Here is an 11,919-nt window from a genome sequence, read left to right as displayed (position 1 = left end):
CCCCTGCTGCTCGCGCTCGGCCTGCTGCCGATCCTCGCCACCACCGCCTGCAATGCTGCCGGCCCTGATGCGACAGGTCAGAAGGCAACGGCGGCCGCCGCAACCGCCGCCGACCAACGTCCCTTCACCGCCACCGAGGTCAGCCGTTTCGACCAGCCATGGGCGATGACCTTCCTGCCCGATGGCAGCCTGCTGGTGACCGAAAAGCGCGGCAAGCTGCAGCACCTGGACCTGGCCAGCGGCAAGAAGCATGAGATCACCGGTGTCCCCAAGGTCGCGTACGGCGGCCAGGGTGGTTTCGGTGATGTGATCCTGCATCCGGATTTCGCCCGCAACCATGTGGTCTACGTCAGCTATGCCGAAGAAGGCACGCTGGATACACGCGGCGCGGCCGTGGCCCGTGCCACCCTCGCCCTCGACGCCAACGGCGGCGGCCAGCTGAAAGACCTGAAGGTGATCTGGCGGCAGACGCCAAAGGTCAGTGGCGAAGGCCACTACGGCCACCGCCTGGCCTTCGGCCCGGACGGCAAGCTGTGGATCAGTTCCAGCGAACGGCAGAAGTTCGATCCTGCGCAGGACATGAGCGGCAACCTGGGCAAGATCATCCGTCTCAACGACGACGGCAGCCTGCCGGCCGACAATCCGTTCGCCTCGCAAGGTGGCGTGGCCGCACAGGTGTGGTCGCTGGGGCACCGCAATGTGCTGGGCATCGCCTTCGATGCCAACGGCAAGCTGTGGGCACAGGAAATGGGGCCGGCCGGCGGCGATGAGCTGAACCTGATCGTGCGCGGTGCCAACTACGGCTACCCGATCGTGTCCAACGGCGACCACTACGATGGCCGTCCGATTCCCGACCACGACACCCGACCGGAATTCGCTGCTCCGAAGGTGACCTGGAACCCGGTGATTTCCCCGGCCGGCCTGATGTTCTACAGCGGCAACCTGTTCCCGCAATGGAAAGGCAGCGCCTTCATCGGTGGCCTGTCGTCCACGTCCCTGGTGCGCGTCAGCTTCGATGGCGACAACGCACGTGAAGCCGAACGCTTCAACATGGGCGAGCGCATCCGCGAAGTGGAACAGGGCCCGGACGGCGCGTTGTGGCTGCTGGAAGACGGCAGCAAGGCACGGCTGCTGAAGCTCACGCCGAAGGCCTGACGGCCGGGTGGTGCCGGCTGCTGGCCGGCACCTGCAGGAGCCCTGGTTGCCGGCCAGCGGCCGGCACTACCGATCTGGAACGGCCCTGCATACGGGGCCGTTTTCGTTACTGGATGGTGCCGACCTTCACCTCGGTGCGCGTGCAGGCCTTGTCCAGGCACTCGCCGGTCAGCCAGACCTGGCCATCGCCGATCATCACGCCCTGCTGGTTGACGAACACCGTGCCGAAGTCCTGCGCGGACACCGCCTTGACCACCGCCGGGGTGATGATCTTTTCGTAGTTGCGCTGGAATTCACCGGGCCCGGTGATCTTCCTGCCACCGCTGATGTTCAGCGGGAAACGCACTTGTTCAACCACCGCCGCGCGATCGCCACCGACCACTGCGGTCTTGAAGGCAGTGAATACTTTTTCATACTGCGCCGCATCGCCGAGCAGCGTCTCGATGCGCGCGCGGGCGTCGTCTGCCGCCGCAGGTGCTGCGGGGTTGGCAGCATCGGCCGGCGTCGCAGCCGCATCCTTGGCGTGCTCCGCCGCAGCCTGTGGCGCGGCGACCGCATCGGGCGTGGTGCTGGCGGCCGCTTCGGCCGGCGTCGCGCCCGTCATCGGCGGAGGCGCATCGGCGGCAGGTTCGGGCGGCGGTGCCGGCTGCGAGCACGCTGCCAGCAACAGGACAGGAACAAGGTAGGCCATCGTGCGCATGCGCGGTCTCCATCGGATCAGGCTCCGATGGTAGCGCCGGGCCGTGCCCGGCGTGTTCGCCATGGGTGAGGACGCCGGGCATGGCCCGGCGCTACTCATTGCCAGTAGACCCACGCCATGCGTGGATGCTCTACCGATCAGGCCTTCAGCAGTTCGAACTGCACCGCGTCACCAGCCATCGACGAGGCGCACACCCACACGTCGAACAGGCCCGGCTCGGCACGCAGCACGCCGTCGCGGCCGGTGAATGCCAGCTGTTCACGGGTCAGGGTGAACACCACCTCGGCCGACTCGCCCGGCTGCAGGGCCACCTTGCGGAAGTCCTTCAGCTCACGCACCGGCCGCACGCGGCTGGCCACGCGGTCGTGGATGTACAGCTGCACCACTTCCTCGCCGGCCACGCTGCCGGTATTGGTCAGCGTGGTGGTCACGGTCAGGGTGTCGTCCCAGCCGACGCGCGCAGTGCTCAGCTGCGGCAAGCCGTAGGCGAAGGTGGTGTAGCCGATGCCATGGCCGAACGGGTACAACGGCTCGTTCGGAATCTCGCGCCAGCGTGCCTTGAATTCCGACATCGTCGGCAGTTCCGGGCGACCGGTGCGCGGGTGGTTGTAGAAGTACGGCTGCTGGCCGGACACCTGCGGGAAGCTGACCGGCAGACGGCCGGACGGGCTGTAATCGCCGAACAGCACATCGGCCACGGCATGGCCGGTCTGCGTGCCCAGGTACCAGGTGATGGCTACGGCATGCGCATTGCGCACTGCGCCCTGCAGTGCCAGCGCGCGACCATTGCGCAGCAGCACCACCAGCGGCTTGCCGGTCATCGCCACCGCTTCGGCCAGCGCCTGCTGCGCCGGCGGCAGGGTGATCTCCACGCGCGACTGCGCCTCACCGCTGTAACGCTGCGGCTCGCCCAGCGCCAGCACCACCACGTCGGCACGCAGCGCAGCCGCCACGGCCGCTTCGGTGCCACCGGCAATGGCCACTTCCAGCTCGCAACCCGGCACCACTTCCAGCAGCGCATCATCGCCGATGGCCGCGCGCACGCCGGTTTCCAGGTCCACGTAACGCTGCTTGTCGCCGAACAGCGTCCAGCAGCCTTCAATGTTCTCGCGGTCCTGCACGAACGGGCCGATCAGCGCGATCTTCTGGCCGTTCTTCTGCAACGGCAGCACGTTGTCGCGGTTGCTCAGCAGCACGATCGAACGACGCGCGGCATCACGCGACAGTTCGTCATGGGCGGCGATATGCGAGGTATCGGCTTCGCGCGCTGGGTCCAGCGAACGGTACGGGTCGTCGAACAGGCCGATGGTTTCCTTCAGCCACAGGATGCGGCGCACGCCTTCATCCAGCACGCTCATCGGTACCTCGCCGCTCTCCACCAGGCCCGGCAGGTGCTCGGCGTAGAAGCCGCTCTGCATGCTCAGGTCGAGGCCGGCGGTGAATGCCTTGGCGGTGGCATCGCGGTCATCGGCGGCATAGCCGTGCGCGACCAGTTCCATGTCGGCGGTGTAGTCGGAGATCACCACGCCCGGGAACTTCCATTCACCGCGCAGGATGTCGGTCAGCAGCTCGGCATTGGCGCTGGCGGGCACGCCGTTGATGTCGTTGAACGAGGACATCACGGTGATCGCGCCAGCGTCGAAGGCAGCCTTGAACGGCGGCAGGTGCACGTCGCGCAGGGTCTGCGGCGAGATGTCCACCATGTTGTATTCCATGCCGGCCATCACCGCGCCATAGGCGGCGAAGTGCTTGGGCGTGGCCAGCAGCGAATCGGCGGCGCGCAGGTCGCTGCCCTGGAAGCCACGCACGCGGGCGGCGGCAAAGGCACAGCCCAGTACCACGTCCTCACCGGCACCTTCGGCACCACGACCCCAGCGCTGGTCACGGGCGATGTCCACCGCCGGTGCGTAGGTCCAGTGCAGGCCGGCAGCGGTGGCTTCAACCGCGGTGGCGCGCGCGGTGCGCTCGGCCAGGTCCGGCTCGAAGCTGGCGGCTTCGCCCAGCGGAATCGGGAACACGGTGCGCATGCCGTGGATGACGTCGGCAGCCAGGATCACCGGGATGCCCAGGCGGCTCTCTTCGGTGGCGACCTGCTGGATGCGGCGGCCGAGCTCGGCGCCGACACCGTTGAACAGCGAGCCGACCTTGCCCTCGCGCACCTGCTGCAGCACCTGGTCGGCATTGCGCACGTTGGCTTCCGGGTTCACGTCCGGAGCGAACGGGCGGACCATGTCCGCGAAGACACCCAGCTGGCCGACTTTTTCCTCGACGGTCATCTGGGCAATGAGGGATTCGATGCGATCGGAGGCCACCGGCAGTCCTTGATGAAAACGTTTACAAGCCCGGCATTCTAGCGATCCCGGACGATTTGGCGAGAGGTTTCGTCATTCAGTTTCAGCCACCAGCCGGATCCGTACGGCCCGGCCGGGGGCATCGCAGCTTACTCCGAGCCGGCCAACTGGCGCTGCCCGGCCATCAACATGGCGTCGCTGGACGCCTGGAACACCCGCAGGCCAAAGGCCGGCAGGATCGCCAGCAGGTGGTCAAAGATGTCCGACTGCACCGCCTCGTACTCGCCCCAGGCGGTGCTGCGGGTGAAGCAGTACAGCTCCAGCGGCAGGCCTTCGGTGGTCGGCTGCAGCTGGCGCACCAGCAGGGTCATGTCGGTGTGGATGCCCGGGTGGCTGGCCAGGTAGCGCTCCACGTACGCCCGGAACGTGCCCAGGTTGGTCACCCGGCGGCTGTTGACCTCGGCCACACCCTGCTCGCGCAGGCGCCCGTTCCACTGGCCCAGCTCCTGCTGCTTCCCGCGCAGGTAGTCGCCCAGCAGCGCGAACTGGCCAAGGAAGGCCAGGTCGTCCTCTTCCATGAAGCGCACGCTGTGCTGGTCCAGGTACAGCGCGCGCTTGATCCGGCGGCCACCGGCTTCCTGCATGCCGCGCCAGTTCTTGAACGACTCGGTCACCAGCTTCTTGGTCGGGATGGTGGTGATGGTCTTGTCGAAGTTCTGCACGGTGACGGTATGCAGGGCGATATCGATGACATCGCCGTCGGCGTTCTGGCTGGGCATCTCGATCCAGTCGCCGATGCGCACGCGGCCATCGCCACTGATCTGCACGCTGGCCACCAGTGACAGGATGGTGTCCTGGAAGATCAGCATCAGCACCGCGGTTGCCGCGCCGAGGCCGGTGACCAGTGGCCCCAGCGTCACCCCCAGCAGGGTGGCGACGATGGACAGGCCCGCGGCCACGAACACCACGATCTTGACCACCTGCAGGTAGCCCTTGATCGGCTTGTTGCGTGCATCGGGCTTGCGCTCGTACAGGCTGTTGGCCGCATCCAGCGCATGCGAGAACGCCATCGACACGGTCAGTACCGCCCACACGATGCACAGCTTGATGATGACGTTGACCAGGCCTGGCGGCAGGTCGGGAATGAGGGTGATGCCCGAGGCGATCACCTGGCTGGGCACCACGTTGGACAGGCGCGCGATGACCCGCATCAAGTGGCTGCCACGCCCGGACTCGGCGCCCGGCAGGCGCTGCAGCAGGCGTCGCAGGCCGCGCACCAGGATGCGCTTGGTCACCCAGTTGGCCAGGCCAGCTGCGATCAGCAGGGCCGAAATCATCAACGCCAGGTAGGCGCCAGGATAGGGTTCCAGTGTGTTCTGCAGCTGTTCAAGCCACTGTACCGCCACCACTGCGTCCACCATCGGTTGTCTCCTTCTTCATTGCTGTTGAGGTTGCCAGCCCGCGGCTGGCACTACCGGGTCAGTCCCGCGAGCGTTCGATGATCACGCCGACCGCACGCGCGCCGCGTACCGCACCGGGCTTGCTCAGCTTCAGGCGCAGCCACTTCACGTCGAACTCGTCCAGCACGATCTGTGCGCAGCGCTCGGCCAGGGTTTCGACCAGGCCGAATTCCGATTCGCGCACGAACTGCTCCAGGCGCTTGCTGACCGCCTTGTAGTTCAGGGTATGGGCAATGTCATCGCTGGCCGCCGGACGACGGTTGTCGAAGCCCATCTCCAGATCGAACACGAGGTCCTGGCGGATCCGCCGCTCCCAGTCGTAGATGCCGATCAGGGCGTCGATCGTCAGCCCTTCGATGAAAACCTTGTCCATTGCGGTTACCAGCCGGAAAACAGGCGGTCATGGTAACGGGACAGCGGTGAGCCTGCCCGGAACGGGCGGCGGGTCGCCGGGCATTCACAAGGGCCGGAAAAGACAAAGGGCCCTGCTAGCGGGGCCCTTTGGTACTACCGTTTGTCCCCGGGGGGAGCTTTCTCAAGCCGCGAGTCCCGGTGGCGCAGGTGATCAGATTAGGCAGGAACCAAACTGCGGGTCAAGGCCATGTGCGACAACGCAGACCAACGTCTTGTCCCCAGCTTGAGCGCGGGAAATCGGCCACGTACACAAAGGCGTTCCCTGATGGTGGCCTACTCCATCCCTGGCCAACATCGATCTTCCCCTCACCAGCGCACATCACGATGGCTGCATACGATGCATTGAGACGCGCGCTGTCAGCGGAGCGTCTGTCGACCTACGAGAGAATCGCATCGACCTGCAGCCCTGACGTCACTGTCGAATCCCTGTACCTCTGGAACATGCGTATGTGCGGTGCGTTGATGATGCCGGTCCACCTCTGCGAAGTGGTCATCCGCAATGCAGCGGCATCGGTACTGGCGCGGCAGCATGGTCCGCGATGGCCGTGGAATGATGCCTTCCGACGCAGGCTGCCGGCATCATCATCCGCCTTTGCCAGGACGGCACTGGAACAGGCAACCTGTCGCGCAACCAGTACATCCGAGATCGTCGCCAACCTGCCAATGGTGTTCTGGCAACAGCTGTTCACCTGTCGCTTCGACTCCACGCTGTGGATTCCGGCACTCAACGGCGTACTGCGCCATGCGCCTTCGGCTCATCCCAGTGTCATCAGAAAAGCCATGCACGTTGACATCGGACGCATCCGCCAGCTGCGCAACCGCATCGCCCACCACGAACCGATTCTTGAGCGCGACATTGGTGCCGACCTGGCCGCGATCGGGCGGCTGATCCACGCCCGTTGCCCGCACACCCTGGGCTGGCTGCAGCGCCATGAACGGGCGACGACGGTGCTGGCGGCCTCGCCACTGGTTGGCAAACGTTGATGGTGTTGCCGGCCAGCGGCCGGCATCACAGGAACAGGTCCGGCTCAGACGGCCGGCAGCGTCGCCATGTCCCAGCGCGGGGTGACGTCCACCCTCGGCGGGCTGTGCTGGCCCGCCTGCAGGCGCAGCGCGCCAGCAAAGGCAATCATCGCGCCGTTGTCGGTGCACAGCGCCGGCCGCGGGAAGCAGGCCCGCCCGCCAAGGCGCTCGGCCATCTGCTGCAGGCGTGCGCGCAGGCGCGTGTTGGCGCCGACGCCGCCGGCCACCACGATCACATTGGTGCCAGCCGCTTCCAGCGCGCGCTCGCACTTGATGGACAGGGTCTCGACCACGGCGTCTTCAAAGCCGCGGGCGATGTCGGCGCGGGTCTGCTCGCTCTGATCGCTGTCGCGCCAGGCCATCAGGACCTGGGTCTTCAGGCCGGAGAAGCTGAAATCCAGGCCCGGGCGATCGGTCATCGGCCGCGTGAAGCGGTAGACGCCCGGCGTGCCCTGCTCGGCCAGCTTGGCCAGTTGCGGCCCGCCGGGGTACGGCAGGCCCATCATCTTGGCGGTCTTGTCGAAGGCTTCACCGGCCGCGTCGTCCAGGGTTTCGCCCAGCAAGCGGTACTGGCCGATGGCATCGACGGCCACCAGCTGGGTATGGCCGCCGGACACCAGCAGGGCCACGAACGGGGCCTGCGGCGGGTCGTCTTCCATCAGCGGTGCCAGCAGATGGCCTTCCATGTGGTGCACGCCCACGGCGGGGACCTCCAGTGCCCAGGCCAGCGACCGGGCCACGCCGGCACCCACCAGCAGCGCCCCGACCAGGCCGGGGCCGGCGGTATAGGCCACCCCGTCGATGTCGTTCACGCCGAGCCCGGCCTCGGCCAGCGTCTGCCGCACCAGCGGCAGCAGCTTGCGCACGTGGTCACGGCTGGCCAGCTCAGGCACCACACCGCCGTACTCGGCGTGCAGGGCGATCTGGCTGTAGACCGCATGGGCGCGCAGGGCCGCGCTGCCGGACAGGTCGGTGTCATACACCGCCACGCCGGTCTCATCACAGGAAGATTCGATGCCAAGGACTCGCATGCCTGCTATTATGACGCCCCTGCCAACCCCTCGGGGGAACTGGCAGGTCTCACTGCAATCCAACAACCTGCCCCTATTCAGGATTTGCGGCTTGCAGTTTGTTTATTCGCCACTATAATGTGCGGCTCGCCGGGCGTGACCCGGTTCTACTGTGTCCCGGAGATTCCATGCCCAGCGTCAAAGTCCGCGAGAACGAACCCTTTGAGTTTGCTCTTCGCCGCTTCAAGCGCACTTGCGAAAAGGCCGGTGTGCTGGCCGAAACCCGCAAGCGCGAGTTCTACGAAAAGCCGACCCAGGAGCGTAAGCGCAAGGCCGCCGCTGCTGTGAAGCGTCAGCTGCGCCGTTCCTCGCGCGACGTCACCAAGCGTCAGCGCCTGTACTGATCGGACGCATCTTCATTGCGGTGGGCATTCCCTGCCGCGGTGGAGTCGAAGCCGGCACGCGCGAGCGTAGCCGGCTTTTTGCGTTTCCGGGCCCGGGCATCCGCCATGCCCCACCACCACCACGAGGTTCGCCATGAGCATGAAGCAGCAGCTCACCGAAGACATGAAGGCCGCCATGAAGGGCGGCGAGAAGCACAAGCTGGGCGTCATCCGCCTGATCAACGCGGCCATCAAGCAGAAGGAAGTCGACGAGCGCATCGAGCTCGACGACACCGCCGTGATCGCCGTGCTCGACAAGATGGTCAAGCAGCGCAAGGATTCGGTCAGCCAGTTTGAAGCGGCCAACCGCGAAGACCTGGCGGAAATCGAGCGCGCCGAGATCGTGGTGATCGAAGCCTACCTGCCGGCCAAGATGGGTGAAGCCGAGATCGTCGCGGCGATCCAGGCCGCCATCGCCGAGACCGGCGCCAGCAGCGCGGCCGACATGGGCAAGCTGATGGGCGCGCTGAAGCCCAAGCTCGCCGGCCAGGCCGACATGGGCCTGGTGTCCAAGCTGGTCAAGCAGCAGCTGGCGTAAGCCAGCGTTGATCCGGTAGCGCCGGGTCATGCCCGGCGTTTCGGCTGGTCGCCGGGCATGGCCCGGCGCTACCGATGCAACACCCGCTTCACCACTCCTTCGACCCCCGGCTGCTACAACACCCCCATGGTCGAGCAATCCAACGCCCCCACCGGCGCGCATCCCCACGGCATCCCCGCACGGCTTCGCCACTACGCCGATCGCCTGCAGGACAGTTTCCCGATGGCCGTGGCCAAGCGCTTCGTCGAGATCGACGTGCTGACCCAGGCCGCTTCGGTCTCCTTCTACGCCCTGCTGTCGATGGCGCCGCTGCTGGTGCTTTTACTGTGGCTGACCGCCTCGTTGTATCCGCCGGCGCAGCAGGCACTGATCGGACAGATCGGCTCGGTGGCCGGCAGCAGCGTGGCCAGCGTGGCCGACACCGTGCTGCACAACGCCAACAGCCAGCCCAGCGTCGGTTCGCTGGCCGGGGTCTGGAGCACGTTGCTGTTGTTCGTCGGCGCCACCGCCGTGTTCGCGCAGCTGCAGAACGCGCTGAACCGGATCTTCCATACCAGCGGGCAGCGCCTGGACGGGATCAAGGCCTGGCTGCGCAAGCGCGTGTTCTCGTTCGGCGTGGTGCTGGCACTGGGCTTCCTGCTGATCCTGTCGATGACCGCCACCACCGCACTGCAGGTGGTGTTCGCGCAGCTGCCCTCGGTGCTGCCCGCGATCGGCTACCTGACATCGCTGCTGCTGTACACGCTGGCCTTCGCCTTCCTCTACCACTACCTGCCGGACCGGCGCGTGGCCTGGCGCCAGGCGTTCATCGGCGGCGCCATCACCTCGTTGCTGTTCACCCTCGGCCGTTATGGCATCGGCGTCTACATCAGCACCGTTGCCCCTGGCAGCGCCTACGGCTCGATGGGTGCACTGGTGATTTCGCTGGTCTGGATCTACTACGCCACTGCCGTGTTCTTCGTCGGTGCATTGATGACCGCGGTGATCGACGAACGCCAGTACGCACGTGCACGCCTGGCCAGCGCCAATGTGGCCCCACAGGAAACCGGCCCGGCCGCCGCCAGCGAGTAAACTAGGGGACCTGCCGCCCCCCGCAGCGCGCCCTGGCGGCCGCGCCCTTTCCTGTTGCCCATGGCCCGTATCCCCGACGCTTTCATCGACGACCTGCTGGCCCGCTCCGACATCGTCGAGGTGGTGGGCAGCCGCGTGCCGCTGAAGCGCCAGGGCAAGGAGTACGCCGCACGCTGCCCGTTCCATGACGAGCGCTCGGCCTCGTTCACCGTCTCGCCGACCAAGCAGTTCTATCACTGCTTTGGGTGCGGCGCGCACGGCACCGCGATCAGCTTCCTGATGAACTACGATCGCCTCGAGTTCCTCGACGCGGTGGATGAACTGGCCAAGCGTGCCGGCATGGAAGTGCCGCGCAGCGAGAACCCGCGCAGTGCGCAACAGCAGGATGACAGCCGCGAGCTGTACTCCGCGCTGGACGCGGCAACCAAGTTCTTCCAGAAGAACCTGGAAAGCAGCGAGAAAGCGCGCAGTTACCTCGATGGCCGTGGCGTGGACGAAGAGAACCGCGCGCGCTTCCAGATCGGCTATGCCCCGGATGGCTACAGCGGCCTGCGCGATGCGCTGGGCAAGGACGAGCGGCGGATGAAGCTGCTCGACCGCGCCGGCCTGTTTTCCAAGAACGACCGCGGCCACGTCTACGACAAGTTCCGCGACCGGGTGATGTTCCCGATCTTCGACCGCCGTGGCCGGGTGATCGCCTTCGGCGGGCGCGTGTTCGAGAAGGACGACGGCCCCAAATACCTCAACTCGCCCGAGACCGCGCTGTTCCACAAGGGCCGCGAACTGTACGGCCTGTGGCAGGTGCGCCAGACCAACCAGAAGATCGAACGCTTGATCGTGGTCGAGGGCTACATGGACGTGGTCTCGCTGTTCCAGTTCGGCGTCACCCAGGCGGTGGCGACGCTGGGCACTGCGACCACGCCGGACCACGCCGAGCTGCTGTTCCGCAACGCGCCGGACGTGTTCTTCTGCTTCGACGGCGACGCCGCCGGCCGCCGCGCCGGCTGGAAAGCGCTGGAATCGGTGCTGCCGCGCATGAAGGACGGCCGCCAGGCCTTCTTCCTGTTCCTGCCCGATGGCGAAGACCCGGACAGCATCGTGCGCAAGGAAGGTGCAGAAGCCTTCGACGAGCGCCTGAAGCAGGCCACGCCGCTGTCGCAGTTCTTCTTCGATGAGTTGACCCGCGAGATCAACCTCGGCACGCTGGACGGCAAGGCACGGCTGGCCGAGCGTGCCAAGCCGATGCTCGCGCAGATTCCCGACGGCGCGTTCGGCGACCTGATGAAACAGCAGCTGGGACAGCTGACCGGCCTGGGCGGCAACGCGCAGGCGGGCCGCCCGCAGATGCCGCAACGCGCCGTCTCGCGCACCATCCAGCCGGTGGCCAAGCGCAGCCTGGTGCGCGGCGCGATCGCCGTGCTGCTGCAGCAGCCGACGCTGGCCCTGACCCTGGGCGGCAAGCACCACTTCCAGGGCCTGCGCCTGCCGGGCGTGGAGCTGCTGCTGGAACTGCTGGGGCTGGTCGAACAGCGCCCGGACATCAGTACCGGTGCCCTGCTGGAGCATTTCGACGGCCGCGAAGAACAGGCCTCGCTGCACACCTTGGCGGCGCAGACGCTGGCGGGCGATGAAGCGATGTGGACGGTGGAGCTGCATGACGCGGTCGGGCAGCTGGAGAAGCAGCTGCTGTTCCAGCGGATCGACGACCTTAACGCCAAGCAGCGACAACAGGGTCTGGACGATACTGACAAGTACGAGATGCGCGAGCTGCTGAAGGCCCGTGCCAATCTGCGCCTGTAGCGGCAGAACACATC

11 protein-coding genes are annotated in these 11,919 nt (G+C 66.5%); 6 read left to right on the top strand and 5 right to left on the bottom strand.

Annotated elements, in window-relative coordinates; translation table 11 throughout:
* The coding region (locus DBR20_RS08195; RefSeq protein ID WP_108265836.1) for a PQQ-dependent sugar dehydrogenase at positions 1-1,155 on the top strand (1,155 nt) is incomplete at its 5' end.
* 106 nt (positions 1,156-1,261) lie between these two features.
* Here the strand turns inward: DBR20_RS08195 and DBR20_RS08190 are convergent.
* From DBR20_RS08190 to folB, 4 genes are all read right to left on the bottom strand, one after another.
* Positions 1,262-1,855, bottom strand: a complete 594-nt coding sequence (locus DBR20_RS08190) for a hypothetical protein (RefSeq protein WP_108265831.1) — start codon at positions 1,853-1,855, stop codon at positions 1,262-1,264.
* A 137-nt stretch (positions 1,856-1,992) separates the two neighbouring features.
* Positions 1,993-4,167: a glycoside hydrolase family 3 N-terminal domain-containing protein gene (locus DBR20_RS08185; RefSeq protein WP_108265830.1), complete on the bottom strand. Its 2,175-nt coding sequence runs from the start codon at positions 4,165-4,167 to the stop codon at positions 1,993-1,995.
* Positions 4,168-4,295: 128 nt separating this feature from the next.
* Positions 4,296-5,567, bottom strand: coding sequence for a mechanosensitive ion channel domain-containing protein (locus DBR20_RS08180; RefSeq protein ID WP_108265829.1), 1,272 nt, complete (start codon positions 5,565-5,567; stop codon positions 4,296-4,298).
* 58 nt (positions 5,568-5,625) lie between these two features.
* A complete protein-coding gene (gene folB / locus DBR20_RS08175) occupies positions 5,626-5,979 on the bottom strand; it encodes a dihydroneopterin aldolase (protein WP_025878255.1) in 354 nt (117 codons plus the stop codon).
* Between the two features lie 365 nt (positions 5,980-6,344).
* Here folB and DBR20_RS08170 point away from each other — a divergent pair, with 365 nt between their 5' ends.
* Positions 6,345-7,004, top strand: a complete 660-nt coding sequence (locus tag DBR20_RS08170) for a hypothetical protein (RefSeq protein ID WP_108265828.1) — start codon at positions 6,345-6,347, stop codon at positions 7,002-7,004.
* Positions 7,005-7,048: 44 nt separating this feature from the next.
* Here the strand turns inward: DBR20_RS08170 and tsaD are convergent, their stop codons facing one another.
* Positions 7,049-8,074, bottom strand: coding sequence for a tRNA (adenosine(37)-N6)-threonylcarbamoyltransferase complex transferase subunit TsaD (tsaD, locus tag DBR20_RS08165; RefSeq protein ID WP_100554544.1), 1,026 nt, complete (start codon positions 8,072-8,074; stop codon positions 7,049-7,051).
* A gap of 167 nt (positions 8,075-8,241) precedes the next feature.
* Here tsaD and rpsU point away from each other — a divergent pair, with 167 nt between their 5' ends.
* The 4 genes from rpsU (at position 8,242) to dnaG (ending at position 11,905) form a co-directional block, all read left to right on the top strand.
* Positions 8,242-8,457 (top strand): 30S ribosomal protein S21, encoded by a 216-nt coding sequence (rpsU, locus tag DBR20_RS08160; protein WP_002808376.1) that lies wholly within the window; start codon positions 8,242-8,244, stop codon positions 8,455-8,457.
* 133 nt (positions 8,458-8,590) lie between these two features.
* A complete protein-coding gene (locus DBR20_RS08155) occupies positions 8,591-9,034 on the top strand; it encodes a GatB/YqeY domain-containing protein (protein ID WP_099821346.1) in 444 nt (147 codons plus the stop codon).
* Between the two features lie 222 nt (positions 9,035-9,256).
* Complete coding sequence (locus tag DBR20_RS08150; RefSeq protein WP_229980141.1) at positions 9,257-10,105, top strand: YihY/virulence factor BrkB family protein; 849 nt, start codon at positions 9,257-9,259, stop codon at positions 10,103-10,105.
* A gap of 60 nt (positions 10,106-10,165) precedes the next feature.
* Positions 10,166-11,905 carry a DNA primase gene (gene dnaG, locus DBR20_RS08145; protein ID WP_108265826.1) on the top strand — a complete coding sequence of 580 codons (1,740 nt, stop codon included), beginning with the start codon at positions 10,166-10,168 and terminating at the stop codon, positions 11,903-11,905.
* Positions 11,906-11,919 lie beyond the last annotated feature (14 nt).

It is taken from the genome of Stenotrophomonas sp. HMWF023 (assembly GCF_003060985.1).
Taxonomy (GTDB): domain Bacteria; phylum Pseudomonadota; class Gammaproteobacteria; order Xanthomonadales; family Xanthomonadaceae; genus Stenotrophomonas; species Stenotrophomonas lactitubi.
Note: the sequence above shows the minus strand (reverse complement) of the source record. Positions and strands in the feature narration are given on the sequence as shown.

Bases quoted from the DNA above. Each gene is read 5' to 3' on its own strand.
- DBR20_RS08190 (WP_108265831.1), bottom strand. From the start codon at position 1,855: ATGCGCACGATGGCCTACCTTGTTCCTGTCCTGTTGCTGGCAGCGTGC.
- DBR20_RS08180 (WP_108265829.1), bottom strand. From the start codon at position 5,567: ATGGTGGACGCAGTGGTGGCGGTACAGTGGCTTGAACAGCTGCAGAAC.
- folB (WP_025878255.1), bottom strand. From the start codon at position 5,979: ATGGACAAGGTTTTCATCGAAGGGCTGACGATCGACGCCCTGATCGGC.
- DBR20_RS08170 (WP_108265828.1), top strand. From the start codon at position 6,345: ATGGCTGCATACGATGCATTGAGACGCGCGCTGTCAGCGGAGCGTCTG.
- tsaD (WP_100554544.1), bottom strand. From the start codon at position 8,074: ATGCGAGTCCTTGGCATCGAATCTTCCTGTGATGAGACCGGCGTGGCG.
- rpsU (WP_002808376.1), top strand. From the start codon at position 8,242: ATGCCCAGCGTCAAAGTCCGCGAGAACGAACCCTTTGAGTTTGCTCTT.
- DBR20_RS08155 (WP_099821346.1), top strand. From the start codon at position 8,591: ATGAGCATGAAGCAGCAGCTCACCGAAGACATGAAGGCCGCCATGAAG.
- DBR20_RS08150 (WP_229980141.1), top strand. From the start codon at position 9,257: ATGGCCGTGGCCAAGCGCTTCGTCGAGATCGACGTGCTGACCCAGGCC.
- dnaG (WP_108265826.1), top strand. From the start codon at position 10,166: ATGGCCCGTATCCCCGACGCTTTCATCGACGACCTGCTGGCCCGCTCC.